The 16,381-nt window shown below is 41.1% G+C and carries 19 protein-coding genes and 1 rRNA gene; 1 reads left to right on the plus strand and 19 read right to left on the minus strand.

All coding sequences use genetic code 11. The features are described 5' to 3' along the window. Window positions 1-127: 127 nt before the first annotated feature. The 5 genes from rsmA to metG all read right to left on the minus strand — a co-directional run bounded on the left by rsmA (window position 128) and on the right by metG (window position 6,014). Window positions 128-1,006 carry a 16S rRNA (adenine(1518)-N(6)/adenine(1519)-N(6))-dimethyltransferase RsmA gene (rsmA, locus tag ACY3LV_RS18815; RefSeq protein WP_087991881.1) on the minus strand — a complete coding sequence of 293 codons (879 nt, stop codon included), beginning with the start codon at window positions 1,004-1,006 and terminating at the stop codon, window positions 128-130. Then, window positions 999-1,559 (minus strand): ribonuclease M5, encoded by a 561-nt coding sequence (gene rnmV / locus ACY3LV_RS18820; RefSeq protein WP_148964455.1) that lies wholly within the window; start codon window positions 1,557-1,559, stop codon window positions 999-1,001. The genes rsmA and rnmV overlap by 8 nt, the downstream gene beginning before the upstream one ends. A gap of 145 nt (window positions 1,560-1,704) precedes the next feature. Next, window positions 1,705-3,018 carry a ubiquitin-like domain-containing protein gene (locus ACY3LV_RS18825; RefSeq protein ID WP_148964454.1) on the minus strand — a complete coding sequence of 438 codons (1,314 nt, stop codon included), beginning with the start codon at window positions 3,016-3,018 and terminating at the stop codon, window positions 1,705-1,707. Window positions 3,019-3,173: 155 nt separating this feature from the next. Beyond that, window positions 3,174-3,941 (minus strand): TatD family hydrolase, encoded by a 768-nt coding sequence (locus tag ACY3LV_RS18830; protein ID WP_148964453.1) that lies wholly within the window; start codon window positions 3,939-3,941, stop codon window positions 3,174-3,176. 78 nt (window positions 3,942-4,019) lie between these two features. Further along, window positions 4,020-6,014 carry a methionine--tRNA ligase gene (gene metG, locus ACY3LV_RS18835; RefSeq protein ID WP_464864297.1) on the minus strand — a complete coding sequence of 665 codons (1,995 nt, stop codon included), beginning with the start codon at window positions 6,012-6,014 and terminating at the stop codon, window positions 4,020-4,022. Between the two features lie 500 nt (window positions 6,015-6,514). Between metG and abrB the strand changes: the two genes are divergently transcribed. After that, window positions 6,515-6,799, plus strand: a complete 285-nt coding sequence (gene abrB / locus ACY3LV_RS18840; protein ID WP_087993958.1) for a transition state genes transcriptional regulator AbrB — start codon at window positions 6,515-6,517, stop codon at window positions 6,797-6,799. A 46-nt stretch (window positions 6,800-6,845) separates the two neighbouring features. Here the strand turns inward: abrB and rsmI are convergent, their stop codons facing one another. From rsmI to rrf, 14 genes are all read right to left on the minus strand, one after another. After that, a complete protein-coding gene (gene rsmI / locus ACY3LV_RS18845) occupies window positions 6,846-7,724 on the minus strand; it encodes a 16S rRNA (cytidine(1402)-2'-O)-methyltransferase (RefSeq protein ID WP_464864298.1) in 879 nt (292 codons plus the stop codon). Further along, window positions 7,699-7,998: a GIY-YIG nuclease family protein gene (locus ACY3LV_RS18850; RefSeq protein WP_148964450.1), complete on the minus strand. Its 300-nt coding sequence runs from the start codon at window positions 7,996-7,998 to the stop codon at window positions 7,699-7,701. The genes rsmI and ACY3LV_RS18850 overlap by 26 nt, the downstream gene beginning before the upstream one ends. Continuing rightward, window positions 7,985-8,728 (minus strand): tRNA1(Val) (adenine(37)-N6)-methyltransferase, encoded by a 744-nt coding sequence (locus tag ACY3LV_RS18855; RefSeq protein WP_333562283.1) that lies wholly within the window; start codon window positions 8,726-8,728, stop codon window positions 7,985-7,987. Before ACY3LV_RS18855 ends, ACY3LV_RS18850 begins: the two co-directional genes overlap by 14 nt. 58 nt (window positions 8,729-8,786) lie before the next feature. Beyond that, on the minus strand, window positions 8,787-9,146 hold the full coding sequence (gene yabA, locus ACY3LV_RS18860; protein WP_087993954.1) for a replication initiation-control protein YabA: 360 nt from the start codon (window positions 9,144-9,146) through the stop codon (window positions 8,787-8,789). Between the two features lie 14 nt (window positions 9,147-9,160). Further along, on the minus strand, window positions 9,161-9,988 hold the full coding sequence (gene ricT / locus ACY3LV_RS18865) for a competence/sporulation regulator complex protein RicT (protein ID WP_060397760.1): 828 nt from the start codon (window positions 9,986-9,988) through the stop codon (window positions 9,161-9,163). A gap of 2 nt (window positions 9,989-9,990) precedes the next feature. Further along, complete coding sequence (holB, locus tag ACY3LV_RS18870) at window positions 9,991-10,980, minus strand: DNA polymerase III subunit delta' (protein ID WP_087993953.1); 990 nt, start codon at window positions 10,978-10,980, stop codon at window positions 9,991-9,993. Window positions 10,981-10,991: 11 nt separating this feature from the next. After that, window positions 10,992-11,432: a YaaR family protein gene (locus ACY3LV_RS18875; protein WP_087993952.1), complete on the minus strand. Its 441-nt coding sequence runs from the start codon at window positions 11,430-11,432 to the stop codon at window positions 10,992-10,994. Between the two features lie 12 nt (window positions 11,433-11,444). Further along, the gene (gene darA, locus ACY3LV_RS18880; RefSeq protein WP_148964448.1) at window positions 11,445-11,774 is read right to left on the minus strand and encodes a cyclic di-AMP receptor DarA; all 330 of its coding nucleotides are present in this window, start codon (window positions 11,772-11,774) and stop codon (window positions 11,445-11,447) included. 74 nt (window positions 11,775-11,848) lie between these two features. Next, complete coding sequence (tmk, locus tag ACY3LV_RS18885) at window positions 11,849-12,487, minus strand: dTMP kinase (protein WP_148964447.1); 639 nt, start codon at window positions 12,485-12,487, stop codon at window positions 11,849-11,851. After that, window positions 12,484-13,923, minus strand: coding sequence for an aminotransferase class I/II-fold pyridoxal phosphate-dependent enzyme (locus ACY3LV_RS18890; protein WP_464864299.1), 1,440 nt, complete (start codon window positions 13,921-13,923; stop codon window positions 12,484-12,486). The genes tmk and ACY3LV_RS18890 overlap by 4 nt, the downstream gene beginning before the upstream one ends. A gap of 82 nt (window positions 13,924-14,005) precedes the next feature. Beyond that, window positions 14,006-15,154 carry a toxic anion resistance protein gene (locus ACY3LV_RS18895; RefSeq protein ID WP_464864300.1) on the minus strand — a complete coding sequence of 383 codons (1,149 nt, stop codon included), beginning with the start codon at window positions 15,152-15,154 and terminating at the stop codon, window positions 14,006-14,008. 18 nt (window positions 15,155-15,172) lie between these two features. Then, window positions 15,173-15,787: a 5-bromo-4-chloroindolyl phosphate hydrolysis family protein gene (locus ACY3LV_RS18900; RefSeq protein ID WP_148964444.1), complete on the minus strand. Its 615-nt coding sequence runs from the start codon at window positions 15,785-15,787 to the stop codon at window positions 15,173-15,175. A 133-nt stretch (window positions 15,788-15,920) separates the two neighbouring features. Further along, complete coding sequence (gene csfB, locus ACY3LV_RS18905) at window positions 15,921-16,115, minus strand: anti-sigma-G factor (protein WP_148964443.1); 195 nt, start codon at window positions 16,113-16,115, stop codon at window positions 15,921-15,923. Window positions 16,116-16,295: 180 nt separating this feature from the next. After that, window positions 16,296-16,381, minus strand: a 5S ribosomal RNA gene (rrf, locus tag ACY3LV_RS18910); the annotation flags it as partial.

Raw genomic sequence — 16,381 nt, forward strand, 5'->3', positions numbered from 1 at the left:
ATGAAAGAAAGAGCCTTGAGAAAGCGCCTTTTTTCGCTGAGTCCAAGTTTTTCTTCTCATTGAATTTAAGGTCCTTCTCTAGCCTATGTAGCGGCAGTCCAAGTGGTGCGCAAAACAAAAAGCCCTTTTAAAAAAGGGCTTTATACAATCCGTTAGACAGCGCTGCAAACTCCTCTATAGACAGAGATTCACCACGGCGCTTGCCGTCAATATTTGTCTCTTCCAACACTTGCTCAATCTTTGATTTTTGTGCTTTTCCATCAGGCAGATTGTTGACTAAGTTATTGAGCAGCGTTTTACGGCGCTGAGCAAAACTGGCCTTGATCAACTGAAAGAAAAAGGCTTCGTTTTCCACGTCCACTGCCGGGCCATCGCGGAGGATCAGCCGAATGACTGCGGAATCTACATTAGGCTGAGGAACAAACACGGTTTTTGGAACGGTCATCACCGTTTTGGCTTCTGTATAAAATTGGACCGCGATTGAAAGTGAACCGTATTCCTTAGATGAAGGGTCTGCCGCCATGCGCTCAGCTACTTCTTTTTGCAGCATGACCACAATCCCTTTCAGCGGGAGATGTTCTTCAAGCAGTTTCATGATAATCGGCGTTGTCACGTAATAAGGAAGGTTGGCTACAACCATGATTTCATCACAATCTTGAAATTGTTCTTCAATGACGGATTTGACGTCAGCCTTTAATACGTCCTGATGAATGACAGTGACATTGTCGTAAGGAGACAGCGTGTCCTTTAGAATCGGCAATAATCGCTGGTCAATCTCAAATGCCGCGACCTTTTTCGCCCGCTTGGCGAGCTGCTCGGTCAAAGCCCCGATTCCCGGGCCGATTTCAATGACACCCGTTTTCTCCGTCACTTCCGCGTGATCGACAATTCTGTCTAAAATGTTCGTATCAATTAAGAAATTCTGTCCTAAGCTCTTTTTAAAAGAAAAACCGTATTTTTTCAGTATCTCTTTCGTTCTTATCGGTGTCGCAATATCTTTATTCATTCTGTTCCTCCCGCATAACGGTATCGAGCGCACTCATAAAATCACTTTTTTTAATTTGAAACATTTGCAGCCGTTTTTGAAGCTGTTTTCCATTTGTATAGCCGATTTTCAATAGATCACCCAGTCGTTCGCGGCGGCGTTTGGCCGCAGATCCGCCAATCAGCCCGGCATGAATCAAATCCTCAGCTGAAATGTCACTCGGCTGCGCTTCCATCTCTTCGTGCACGTTTTCTAAACATGCCCTAATGCTTTCAATCGATGCGTGCTCCACACCGATTCCCCGCTTGTTTTTAGGTTTGGCAAGATGTTTTGGCAAAAATGCATGCTTGCAGCCGGATACAGCTTCTGAAATGGTTTTGCGGATCTTCTCACCCGGGAAATCCGGATCTGTTAAAATAATGACACCTCTGGTCTTCTGGGCCAAACGGATTTGGTCAATCACATGATCATCGATGGCTGAACCATTTGTTTCAATTGTGTCTGCATCAACAGCCAATTTGATGCGGGCCGTATCGTCACGCCCCTCGACCACAATGATCTCTTTAATTTTCATTATTTCCTCCAAGACAAATTAAAAACTTTTGTATATTCATGAAACTTTTTCTTGTGTCGAGCGTCTAATAAAGCAGAAAATACACTTTGTCTATTATAACGAAAAAAACAGAGGGCGCAAAACCCTCTGAATACATAAGTATATATTAATTTAAGATTTTAATTTTGACTGTTTTATTTCCCCATCGGTACGCCGATGATTTCTCCGGGAAAAAGACGTCTATTTTGCTCCCTTTAATCGCTGAACCAGTATCTGCAGCAATGGCATATCCATAGCCTTCAACGTGAACTTTGGAGCCTAGCGGAATGACATTTGGATCTACAGCGATGACTTTCGCATTCGGATTATTTTTTAAGTTAACGCCTGTAGCTGTATGTCCTGAACAACCGCTGCAGCTTGCCGTATAAGCCGTAGATGATACAGTCATCACTTTGCCTGTTGACTCATTGCTACGGGACACAACCGTTTTTGAATCGCCGGAAGCATTGACCTTTTCAACCTTTGGACTGCTTTGCTTTGTGCCGACAGCAATCACTTTATCTTTGCTTTGTTCAGCCGTTTCTTCTTTCACAAGCTCTCTGGAGACTTCTTTGCCGTTTTCTTTAACGACTTCGAAGTGTTTTTTAAGCTTGCCTTCTTTTCCTTTTTGGACAACCTTTTCTTTCCCTTTGTCAAGAGAAGCGTCTTCTTGTTTTTTCACATCGAACGCGATTTTCTCTTCAACTACATCGGTGACCTTTTCGATACGAGTAATTGTAATATCAGCCTTTGCTTTCGTCAGCTTTGCATCTAACGCAGGCTTGATTTTATCTTCGTCTTTTATGTTCATCTTTTGCTGTTTTAAAAAGTCAGCGACGGTAGTCGAAGTCGTCCAGATCTTCTTTTGTTTTCCTGCATCATTTACAGTAACCTGGAATGCGGGTTCTATGTTAATCTTCATGTCTTTCGAAATATCTGTATCTATTGCGGGATCAATTTGATCGTGTTTTTTCACATCAACATCTTGTTCGTCCAGTAATGCACCGACCGTTTTTGCTGTTGACCATAATGTCTTTTCTTCCCCGTTTATTGTAAGCTTGACAGGTTTTGCAGCCTCATACACAACGGCCATATCTGCTGTTATGTTTGTCTGTTTAGCAGGTGTGATCTTGTCTTCGTCTCTTGTCTTTATATCAAGCGTATCTAAAAGATCACCGACCGTTTTTGCGTGTGTGCGTATATGTTTCTTTTTGCCATTGATAGAAACTGAGACTGATTGTTTCGTCAGCTCATGAGCCGCGTACGCAGTCCCGCTTCCCGCCAAAAGCAAACAAGCAGCAACCAGAATGACTTTGCTTTTGCTAAGCTTTACGGAAAACAGCTTTTTCATTTTTTGTGTGATGAAAAACGCCTCCTTCTCCTCGGAGAGATTATATAGAGTATCTAAAAGGCTGTCAACCCTCCTCTCTCTTTCTCCCAAAAGCCCAGTGTCTTCTTCATTATCCTGAAATACACTGAGAAACGGAAGAAAGACTTGTCGACAACCCTATCCTATGAGGAGAAGAAAGCATGTAGAACTTTTATGAATAAGCGCTGAAAAGGACAAGCTCTTACAAAACCCGCTAGCGTTTTTTGTCAGTTTATACGGAAAAGTCTTTTTGCATTTTCAGTCGTAATTGAAGCAACCTCTTCGAAAGTCATTCCTTTTAATTCAGCAATTTGCTCTGCCACATATTTTACATAGCTCGGCTCATTTCTTTTTCCGCGAAAAGGATGAGGTGTGAGAAACGGGCAATCAGTTTCAATCAGCAAACGGTCATTCGGAATTTCCTTCACGACTTCCTTAGGCTTCTTCGCATTTTTGAAAGTCACCGGTCCCCCAAATGATAAATAAAAATTCATTTTCATGCACTCTCTCGCCACTTCCGCACTTCCTGTAAAGCAGTGCATGATTCCGCCCACAGCTTCTGCGCCTTCCTCCTTCAAAATGGTCACGACATCCTCCGTTGCATCACGGTTATGAATGATAATAGGCAGATTGACCTCTTTCGCTAAGGCGATTTGTTTTCTGAATACCTCTTTTTGGATCTCTTTAGGAGATTTGTCCCAATGATAATCCAACCCCATTTCACCTATCGCCACCACTTTTTCATGAACAGAAAGCTCTTTTATCCACGCTAAATCTTCCTCAGTCATGTCGATTGCATCAACAGGGTGCCAGCCGATGGCTGCATAAATAAAATCATATGCCTCAATCATTTCCATCGCACGTGTGATGGTCGGACGGTCAAAACCCACTACGACAATTCGATTCACTTGTTCAGCTTTTGCCCGTTCAATAACCTCTTCTAGATCAGTATCATATTGTTCTGCATTTAAATGCGCGTGTGTGTCAAATAACATAAGTAAAAAACTCCTTTCTTGTCGAAACACAAAAGGTGTTCGACGAATTGTTACACGTGAAACACCTTTTGTTTGTCATTATTTAATTCTTGTGCCTTTCGGTAACGACTGATCGATAGATACGACTTTTAATACGCCGTCTGCTTCCCCCGCAAGGATCATACCTTCTGAAAGCTCTCCTCTCAGCTTAACCGGCTTTAGATTTGTTACACATACGAGTTTTTTCCCAACAAGCTCTTCAGGCGTATAATGCTTCGCAATACCGGATACAACTTGGCGTTTTTCAAAACCAAGATCCAGCTGCAGCTTCAATAAACGGTCTGCTTTTTTTACCGGCTCAGCCTTAATGACCTCTGCCACACGAAGTTCTACATCCATGAATTGATCAATCGTAATTTCGGGTAAGCGATCAACCTCTTGCGGCTCCTCTTCTTTTGTTTCTTCTTTAGCTGGCACTGAGCCCTGCATCTTGCCTTTGATATAAGCAATTTCTTCTTCTGCCTCTAAACGAGGGAACAACGGCTCACCTTTTTGTACTTCTGCATCTTGCAGTTGGCCGAAATCTGTAATGCTATCCCAAGATTTCAAAGTTTTATCAGTAATGCCTAGCTGCTCAAACATTTTTTCCGGTGTTTTTGTTAGGAACGGCTGAAGCAGCACGGCTGAAATACGCAATGACTCAGCCAGATGGTACATAACCGACTTCAGTTCTTCTTCTTTTTCCGGATCCTTCGCAAGCACCCATGGAGCTGTCTCATCAATATATTTGTTAGTACGGCTGATTAGCTGCCATAATGTTGAAAGAGCTACTGAGAACTCCATGTTTTCCATTGCTTTCTCGTAAGACTTCACTGTTTCATTAGCGACTGAAGCAAGCGTTTCGTCAAATTCCGTTACAGCACCTTTGTAAGAACCGATTTGTCCTTCGAAATACTTATTGATCATCGCAACTGTACGATTCAATAGATTTCCTAAATCATTCGCCAAATCATAGTTAATCCGCTCAACAAAGCCTTCCGGTGTAAAGACACCGTCAGACCCGAACGGTACTTCGCGAAGCAGGTAATAACGAAGCTCATCTAAACCATAGCGTTCAATTAATGTAACCGGATCTACAACGTTCCCTTTTGATTTCGACATTTTTCCATCTTTCATCAAAAGCCAGCCATGCGCAAATACTTGCTTCGGCAGCGGCAGATCGAGTGCCATCAGCATAATTGGCCAATAAATGGTGTGGAATCGCACAATCTCTTTACCGACTAAATGAACATCGGCAGGCCAATATTTTTGATAAAGCTCATCATTTTCTGTATCATAGCCGAGTGCTGTTAAATAGTTAAATAGCGCGTCGATCCAAACATATACAACGTGTTTTGGATTTTCCGGCACCTTCACGCCCCAATCAAAAGTGGTACGTGATACAGCTAAATCCTCAAGTCCAGGCTTGATAAAGTTGTTAATCATTTCGTTTTTGCGTGATTCCGGCTGGATGAATGTCGGGTTTTCTTCATAATATTTCAGAAGACGATCCGCATATTTCCCCATACGGAAGAAATAAGATTCCTCTTTGATTAATTCAACTGGGTGTCCGCTGTCAGGACTTTTTCCGCCGATGACCTCTCCCTTTTCATTCCGCTCGATATCATCTAACTGAGTTTCCGTGTAGAATGTTTCATCAGGGATACTGTACCAGCCTTCATACTCATCAAGATAGATGTCCCCGTTATCAAGAAGCTTTTGAAATACCTTTTCAATCACAACTTTATGCCGTTTTTCTGTTGTACGGATAAAGTCGTCGTTTGAGATTTCAAGCTGTTTCCATAGTTTCTGAATATCTGCCGCTGCGCGATCCACATACTCCTGAGGTGTAATGTTTTCCTGCTCAGCTTTTTGCTGGATCTTTTGTCCATGCTCGTCCGTTCCCGTTAAATAGCGAACATCGAACCCTTTTAATCTTTTGTAACGTGCCATTGCATCTCCTGCGACTGTCGTATATGCATGGCCGATATGTAATTTTCCGCTCGGATAATAAATCGGTGTTGTAATATAAAATGTATTGTTTTCTTGCGGCATCTTGAAACCTCCCAATCAGAATGTCAAAAAGCTCCCGCCCAAAGGACGAGAGCGGCGATAAGTGCAAATCAAAAATGATTATTATTTATATTTATCCTTTATCTATGATACCATCTTAGCCTTTAAGATCAAGAATATATACGTATGCCTTGAAAAAGAATAATTAAAATTAAAAATCTTTAATGAAAATAAAAAAAGTCTGTTCATGTCGAATTTTGTCGTATATAATCAAATGAAACAAAAAACCTTGGTTCAAAAGTCTTGATTTAAAAGGATTTTTAGTAGGATAATAGCTTTATTATAAATTTATAAAAAGCTGTTATTTCAGTAGTTTCTGATACATTACTGACTATAAGAACTAATTCTTACAATCAATAGTAAACAAAATGATTGACGATTATTGGAAACCTTGTTATGCTATGAAGGTAAGTATTTTGTCGAATAATGACGAAGAAAAATATAATTTAAACAAATAATCATCTCTTGGGAGGAGAAAGTTTATGAAATCTACTGGTATTGTGCGTAAAGTTGATGAATTAGGACGTGTAGTTATTCCTATCGAATTGCGTCGTACTCTTGGAATCGCAGAAAAAGATGCTCTTGAAATTTATGTTGATGATGAAAAAATCATCCTTAAAAAATATAAACCAAACATGACTTGCCAAGTAACTGGTGAAGTTTCTGATGATAACCTTAAACTTGCTGGCGGTAAATTGGTTCTAAGCCAAGAAGGCGCTGAGCAAATCATCAGCGAAATCCAAAAGCAGCTTCAAAACCAAAAATAATTCTTTTTACAAAAAACGTTCTTGTTATGACACAAGAACGTTTTTTTTATTGCTGAATATGGTAAGCATCGTACACTTCACGCTTTGGAATATTGCGATCGACTGCAGCTTTTTTAATGGCTTCTTTAGAAGTACCACCTTGCGCAATGTAATGCTCGACATGTTCTTTAGGCGTGAGGGTTTCCCACCATTGTGCTTCCTCATCTGATTCTTCATTTTTATTGCCTTCTACTACAAGACAAAACTCACCGCGTATCTGATCCTCGTTTGCCCATTCGATGACCTCAGATATCGTGCCTCTGATAAACTCTTCATATTTCTTAGTAAGCTCACGCGTAACAGCAATTTCCCGATCTCCCAAAATCTCGGCCATCGCCGACAAGGTTTCCTTAAGTCTGTGGGGCGCTTCATAAAAGATGATCGTTTCCTGCCGTTTTTTAAGACTTTCAAGCTCCTTCTTCTTTTCTTTTTTCTGCCTGTTCAGAAAACCGTAAAAGAAGAAAGGCTGCGGTACAATACCTGAAGCGATTAGAGCCGTTAATGCAGCATTCGCTCCCGGCAGCGGAACAACATAACCGCCTATCTCGCTAAAATCCTTCACGATTTCCGCTCCCGGATCAGAAATCGTCGGCAGCCCAGCGTCACTGACAAGGGCAATGTTTTTTCCGGATTTCAGCCATTCAATGATTTTGTGGCCGCTGCTTTCTTTATTATGTTCATGATAACTGACAAGCTGTGTTTCAATTTCGTATACATGGCAAAGCTTTTTCGTTTGTCTCGTATCTTCCGCAGCAATCGCATCCACTGATTTCAGCGTGTCGATCGCCCGGAATGTCATATCCTCTAAATTTCCAATTGGTGTTGGGACCAAATAAAGAATTCCCATGTCTGACTTTCCATTAAAGCTCATTTGGCGCCTTAACATATACAGCCTCCTTGCTGTTCCGCTTTTCTTCTATATAAAGCTCTTTTTTCTTTCGAGTCAGTTTTTTGAAATAATATTCCGCCTGCATGGCTTCCCGCTTCGTTGTGAAAGCTTCGGCAAAAATCAATTCAACCGGACGTCTTACTTTTGTATACTTTGCGCCCTTTCCATCATTATGTGTGTTTACCCGTTTCTGCAGATTGTTGGTATACCCGGCATACCAGCTATTGTCTCTACATTTCACGACGTAGAAAAAATGGTTATTTGTCTCCATATAAAATGGTCCCGATTTCTTTTGTATATTCATTTTGTTCGTCATAAACGAACAAAGGGGGAAGAATTTTTAAATCCGGACGCCCGCCTTTGGTTCCTTCAACCAAAATGGTATTTGCTTCTTTCCCTTGTTTCGGGTAGACAAATTGCACACGCTTCGGCTCGATTTGGTAAGCCTTCATCAGCTCAAAAATCTCTAAAAGCCTGCCCGGCCGATGAACAAGGGCTGCCTTTCCTCCTTGCTTAAGCAACTTGCTGCTGACTGAAATAACATCCTCCAGTGTGCAGTGGATTTCATGTCTTGCGATCCGGAGATGCTCATTCATGTTTTGTTCAGTTTGTTTCGGTGTTTTAAAATACGGCGGATTGCAGGTGACAACATCATATCGATTATGTCCCAGCTTCTCCGGCATGTTTTTCAGATCATCATGTATCATCTGAATTTGTTCCTGAAGCTTATTGTATTCCACACTGCGAACAGCCATATCATGAAGTCTTTCTTGAATTTCAACTCCAATAATGTCTGCTTTTGATCTTGTGCTGAGCAGAAGTGGCACAATGCCATTCCCCGTGCATAAATCAACGATTTTTCCTTTCTGAATCGGAACGTATGCGAATTTGGAGAGAAGCACAGCGTCCAATGAAAAGGCAAAAACTGTTGGACTTTGTATGATTTTCATGTCCTCTGCCAGCAAATAATCTAATCTTTCATCATCACGTAATGAAACCATCTTCTTATCCTTTCAGTACCTTTGAAAAAGGCTCCCGTCTTATGCGGAAGCCTTTTCCTTATTTTTTATTTAAGAATGACAGACAGAACAGACAATCTTCTTTTCGAACACTTCCATAGTGGACATTGCAGATATGAAACCCTTCTTGATATAGACGTGCCAGATTATCATACCCTTCGCCTATATCAGATTGCTCTGTCTTCTGTGTTTTTGATTCTTTTTTATCAGCTTTGAACTTTTCAATCTGCTGCGTCGTATCGTCCAGCCGTTTGCGCAAATGCTTATTTTCAAGCTGCAAATGATGATTCTCTTCAATCATCTCACCAATATGCTGCTTTAAATCCCCCAGCTGTCGGTACAGTGAGCCAATTTGTTCTTCTAAGTTAATGACGGTATCAAATAACTCTTTTTTATCCAAGGTTCCACACCTCGTTAATCTGTGGTTTGTGCGGATACGACGCCCTCTTCCAAGAGCTCTTCCCAAGTATATTCTATCACTTTTTCACGGTTTATCAGTTCCACCTGAAGCACCCGTTCCAGAATATTAAGTCCGACGACCTTCGCAGGGCCGTTTGCTGTCGTAATCATTTCTCCTATATCAGGAAGCTGCTCTTTTGCCGTCTCATATTCATCATTCTCGTATTTTAGACAGCACATCAAGCGTCCGCAAAGACCTGAAATCTTCGTAGGATTTAAAGATAAGTTCTGATCCTTGGCCATTTTAATGGAAACAGGTTCAAAATCTCCAAGGAACGTTGAACAGCAAAGCATTCTTCCGCAAGGACCGATTCCTCCAAGCATTTTCGCCTCATCCCTTACTCCGATTTGGCGCAGCTCAATTCTTGTTTTAAAGATAGAAGCCAAATCTTTTACAAGCTCTCTAAAATCTACTCGGCCGTCAGCAGTGAAGTAAAAAATGACTTTATTGCGATCAAACGTGAATTCAACATCAACCAGCTTCATATCCAAGCCATGTTCAACCACTTTCTTTTGGCAGATGTCAAATGCTGATAAAGCTTCCTGTTTATTTTCTTCTACGATGAGAAGGTCGCGCTCGTCAGCCACACGTATCACTTTTCGAAGGGGCAGCACGACATCATGCTCATCCACCTGTTTATTTGCAATCACGACCTGGCCGTACTCAACGCCTCTGACAGTTTCTACAATTACGCAGCTGTCATGTTCTATATGAAATCCATTCGGATCAAAATAATATATTTTACCCGCTTTCTTAAAGCGGACTCCAATTACATTGTACAAGCTTATCCCTCCTGCAACATTAACACCAAGTGCTCCATTAATCCTTGTACATTCACATTGGAATGAAGCCGTTTCTTTGCTTCTAAAACAGCAAGAATCTGATTCGTAACGCTTTGTTGTGTTGATTGTAGCGCATGCTGTTTTATTGATTGGAATAAGTCTTGATAAATCAATTTATCTTCATTTCCTATTTGGATGGACAACACATCGCGATATATCAATAAGAGCATATCAAGACCCATTTCTTGATGGGTTTTTTCTTTGAAAAAGGGCATCCATTGATCTTGAATAAAGAAAAAAGCATGTCCTTTCCGCTGGTGTAGGACTTCATACAATTTTATCACTTTCGCTCTAGACTCTGCAAACTCATCATTTCGACTTAATTCGACTGCTTCTGCTACATTGTTGGTCATGTTGGCGAGAAGCCTTGCCATATGAGGCGAGACTTCCTGTTCGATTAGTCTATCTTCAATTGCTTTGGGCTGCAAAGGCTGAAAAGGAAGGGTTTGGCATCTTGAGATGATGGTATCCAATAACCTTTGGGGCTGCTCAGTGATGAGGATGGCCATTGTATCTTTATTCGGTTCTTCTAAAAATTTCAGCAGACTGTTCGCCGCATTCGCTGTCATTTGATCTGCGTGCGAAATAATATAAAGCTTTTTATGCGATTCAAGCCCTGTCTTAGAAAACTCTTCTTGCAACGCTTGAATTTGTGCCTTTTTGATCGATAAACCATCAGGCTGAACAAGATGGAGATCAGGGTGGTTCCCTGACTCTATCCGTTTACAATTTCGGCAGCTCTCACAAGGCTCCGCGCCGTCCTCCAGGCAAAAAAAGCTTTTCGCAAGAAGCAGCGCGGCATCAAGCTTTCCTGTTCCTTTTTTTCCCTCAAACAAATAAGCGTGTGATAGTCTGTCCTTCTCAATACTATTATATAAAAGCTTCATCACTCTGGGCTGAAGCTCGTTCATTTCGTTCCAAGATATTGCCATTGTATCACTCTCTATGTGTAAAGGTTAATCAATAAACCTTTTATTTCGCCAATACGCTCCAGCAAATCAATTGCCGGTTTTTCCTGATCCATCATCTCTTCCGTAAGCTGTATCAATTTGTCATCTATTTCTTTTACAAGTCCCAGCGTTCTGCTGTTTCCGTACAGGTCAAAACTTTGCGACGTTTCATGTGAAAGACCGCTGTCTACGGCTTCTTTGACAAAACGTTTCACAAGTCCTTTGAATCTCGCTAAGTCTTTAAAATTCCGGGATTTTGTCAGCCTTTTTCCAAACGCCTCTATATCCGATAACAGCCTGGTGAGCTGATCAAATTTCAATTTGCTGCTTTGATTTTCCATTGATGTTTTAAACGACGCTGTGATCTCAGATGTTTTCACAGAAGGAAGCTGCTTATTATCTATAAATGTACGTATATCTTTATTAATTTTCACAGTTTCAAATCCTTAAAATTGATAAAATTCATCGACTGGAAGGACAAATACTGTCGCTCCGCCAACTTCAACTTCGACTGGATAAGGGACATATGAATCAGCATTCCCGCCCATCGGAGATACAGGGGCAATCATCTGATCACGTTTCTGTCCGTTTTCCTTAATGAGACTCAATGCTTTATCGACGCGTATATCCTCGACACCAATCATAAACGTTGTATTGCCTGATTTAAGAAATCCTCCCGTCGTTGCAAGCTTTGTAACTCTAAAGTTGTGATCCGTTAAGGTTTTCAAAAGCCGGTTGCTATCCTGATCTTGTACAACTGCCACTATCAATTTCATCTGTGAAGGCCTCCTTTAGATTGGAAACAACAATGATCTCGTTTACATTATTATATCAACTATCGGGAAACAGGTCACAATTGAATTTTTTTCAACGCTTCATTGATTACCTTCATGACGTCCTGAACAACGAGGTCTTTGGATTGGCTGGCATCAACTGAGTAAAATCTTTCCGAGAATCGCTTCATCAGCTCTTGATAACCTTCCTGTACCTTTGTATGGAAGCTTAATTTTTCTAAATCAAGCCTGTTTTTCTCCCGCAAGCCGTTTGCATGAATGCGCTTCAGCCCTTCTTCCGGATCAATTGAAAAATAAACCGTTACATGGGGCATCATATCGCCGATGGCAAACTCATTAATTGACAGGACCTCATCAATCCCAAGTCCTCTTGCGTATCCTTGGTACGCGAGCGAACTGTCTATGAATCTGTCACAAAGAACAACCTGCCCTTGTTCTAATGCTGGTTTTACTTTTTCAACTAAATGCTGGCGTCTTGCAGCCGCATATAAGAGAGCTTCTGTTTTTGGGTCCATTAATGTGTTGTTCTCATTCAGAATAACCTCTCGAATTTGTTCTGCAATATCTATACCGCCCGGCTCTCGAGTTGCTGTAACTTGAAGGCCTTCTGCTGTCAGTATGTTTTTGATTTCCTGCAGAACAGTCGTTTTCCCCGCACCTTCAGGACCTTCGAATGTAATAAATAAACCGCTCATGATTTCTCCTCTTCTATATAAACAAGTAGTTGTTTCTCTTTGATTTTCGTATTCCCTTGAACATGCGTTTTCATGCTGATCAAGCGTCTGAGCTTTTGCACACTTTCTTTCGTTATTCTTTCTCCCGCCATGATCATCGGTATACCCGGAGGATAAGGTATGATATCCTCAGCGTTCAGCCGGCCTGCCGCTTCATTAAAGTCCACATATTCTTTCGTAAACGTTTGTAAGACCTTTTTTTGATAAGGCAAGACAGTAACAGGCCGCAATCCCCATTCTGCAGAGGCAAACCTCTGATCTGGAGGCGTGTTTTCAACCTCTGCATCAATGGTTTTCATTATTTCAGCGTTTATTCTGCGATTTCCTCCCAATGGAAGAACGAGCAAGACTTGATTTTCATCCGCAAGCTCAGTGAATATGTTAGCACGCTCTAATATGTTTTGCAGCGTATACCCAGAATGCCCCCGCTTTGAACGAATTGTGAGTTTCAGCGGATCCGTTATCGTACGTGGATCTGCCGGTTTGACAGCTTCTGCATTTCTAAGTGAATCAAACGTTTGTTTAAGTGATTGTATGCGTTGCAGAATGTCAGAAAGCTTATGTTCTTCTATCATACGCTGTACATAAGCGCGGGCAATGTCTAATGAAGCCATGATCGGATAAGACGGACTGCTGCTTTGTAATCGATTTAAATACTCTGCCACCCGATTCCGGTCAACTCTGCTGCTGTTAAGGTGCAAATAAGAGCCCATCGTCATGGCAGGCAGCGTTTTATGAGCCGACTGAACAACGATATCTGCCCCCATTTTTAAAGCTGAGGGCGGAAAAGGCTCCCCTAAAACAAAATGTGCGCCATGGGCTTCATCCACTAAAACAGGAATCCCGTAATGATGAGCTTCTGAAATGACTTCGGTCAAATCAGCACTATGCCCGTAATATGTCGGATTGGTCAGCACCAAGCCTTTCGCATCTGGATACGCTGCCAAGGCTTCTTTAATTGTATTTAGCGGAACATGCGTAGGCACATGCATCGCTGCATCAATGTCAGGTGCGAGATAAACCGATTCAGCACCAGCCATATCAACAGCATGAAAGACAGATTTATGGCAGTTTCTTTGAATCAGAATTATATCACCCGGTTCACAAACAGATAAAATCATCGCTAAGTTTCCGACAGTTGTTCCATTCACCAAGAAAAAACTTTCCGCCGATCCATATAATTGACTGACAAGTTCTTGTGCTTCCTTAATCACCCCAGAAGGATGATGGAGGTCATCCAGCCCTGTCAGTTCAGTTACATCAATAGTGAGCAGCGGATTGAATATCGACTTAGCGTCATCAAAAAAGACATCTCCATTGTGATGTCCCGGAACATGAAATGAATGAGAATTTCTTCTCGCGTGCTGAATCAATGCTGTATATAAAGGTGTGTTCATTAAAACAATCCTTTGAATATGTTTTCTTACACTTTATTATATCGTTCCTCTGACAGAACTTAAAGATAAGACTTGCTGGTAACTACCTTTCCTTCATCGTAAGCAGCTTGTGCTTCAGATCGTCTTCCATCACCATGAGTTCTTCTTCTGCTTGACGGCGTTTGTCTCGTCCTTCTTCTTGTATGGTCAGCGTTTCTTCAAGCGTGCTGATTAAACTTTCCTGCACCTTTTTTAAAGTATCGATATCAACTAGGCCTCGTTCATTCGCCCGCACAGTTTCAATTGTATTGGTCTTCAAAAGCTCCGCATTTTTCAGTAAAAGCTCGTTGGTTGTATCAGATACTTTCTGTTGGGCATCCACTGCATTGCGCTGCCTTAAAAGCGTCAGCGCAATCGCAACTTGGTTTTTCCAAAGCGGAATTGCTGTCACAATGGATGACTGGATTTTTTCAGCTAACGCTTGGTTTGTATTCTGAATTAGCCTGATTTGCGGAGCACTTTGAATTGTAATTTGCCTGCTCAGCAGCAAATCGTGCACCCTTTTATCTAAACGGTCAGCAAATTGAACCAAATCGTTTACTTCTTGAACAGCCATTTGATTGTGCTCCTCTGATTCAGCCTGTTGCTTCAGTTCAGGGATTGTTTTTGTTTTTAATTTCTCCAGCTTCAGTTCCCCTGCAGCAATATAAACATTCAGCGCGGTGAAATACTCTTTATTTTTTTCGTATAGCTGCTCTAACAGCTTATTGTCACTGATTAAAGCATTTTTAGAGTGTTCCAGCTTCAAACTGATTCTGTCTATCTGTACGCTGGTCTTTTGATATTTAGAAAGCACCTCCTGAAGAGAATTCGATACTCTTCCAAACACACGCGCCAAAAAACCCTTTTTCCTAGACTGAAGATCATCAGGATTTACTTGCTCCAGCTTTTTCATCAGCTCTCCAAGTATTTCGCCAATCTCCCCGACATCCTTCTTTTGAACATGATCAATCATAGTGTGAGAAAAATTTAGCAGTTTCGACTGAGCTTGTGAACCGTATAAGACAATGCTCTGCATATTTTTATGATCAATCTGTTCAGCGAGCTGAATTGCTTTTTCTTTGTTTTCCTCAGGTAGAACATCAACAAGGCGTACTTGCTGCTTCTCTGCTTTTACAGGCTCCGCCTCTATTTCTCCAAAAGGGTCCGCCAACAACTCATCGATATGAAGGTCGCTCTGATCTCTGTTCATCGCTCTTACCCTCTTCCATTATTTCTTTAATGAATGTTTCGCCGCATCTAATTCAAATTGCAGTTCGTCAATATCATCACCCATTAATTGAGTTAAATCTTCCTCTAAACGCTTTGTCAATTCAGCAAGTGTGATACGCGCCTCACTCAGTGACATCGACAGCTCTTTGCTTTTTTTGGGATGAGATGATAAAAAGGCATACTTCTCTGTCAGTTCAACAACTGAATCGAGCGTTTGGTAAAAAAATCGCTCAGCCTGATAAAACCGCTTCGGCTCTTTGTTGGTGAGGATATAAATCCTTCTGACAAGCCTCAGTATTTCTGCATTTTGTTTAAACATTTGAATGCTTTTTGCTTGAAATAAAGCTTTTCGAAGGCGTATGATTTTCTGCCTTGCTTCCTCTAGGTTTTTCTTAATATAGGCATATTCTCTTCCTGTCAGCGCATGCTTTTTAAGAAACAACCGTCTCGAATTCCAAATGCCAGCTGTATATACGACTGCTCCTGAAGCGAACCCATAAACAAAAGATAAAAAAAGCGGCTGATTTAAACCGAAAAAGCTCAATATCCCTATGAAAACAAAAGTCGCACTGCTCGTTAAACTCCATATTAAAAAGTGAAAAAATCTCTGCATGAGATCATCGACTCCTGTGTATATTCTCAGTTTTAATATTATTATCTACTACGTTCAATCCCTAAACAAGTTTCATCTTCTCTTTATTACCAATATCTTTATGAAAGAGTATAAAAAAAGACCTTTTCAGGTCTTAAGAATATAATGGCGGTGTATGAATGCTCTTTAGTTTTTTTACATAAAAGGCATAGTCAGGATCGGAAGTTGAAGTAGAAATTACTTTTCTCTCACAATCTAAGCATATGAATTTCGTATAAAGATGAATGCCTCTATTCTTCTCTTGATCACAAATCACACATGTATGATTAGGTTTACGTGTTTCGTCCAATCGTTCCCACCTCCGTACAATTAGCCTTCCCTTAAATCGTATATTGTATACACTATTTAGATCTTTTTGAAACTTGAAATCAGTATATGGGCTATATAAGCTGTCGGTGTTTGTATTTGTTTGATTTTATCACTCTTAAATAAACAAAAAAACCCAGCTCAATGAGCTGGGTTTTACCTTGCTTGGCGACGTCCTACTCTCACAGGGGGAAACCCCCGACTACCATCGGCGCTGAAGAGCTTAACTTCCGTGTTCGGCATGGGAAC

Source organism: Bacillus sp. 11C (assembly GCF_055486375.1).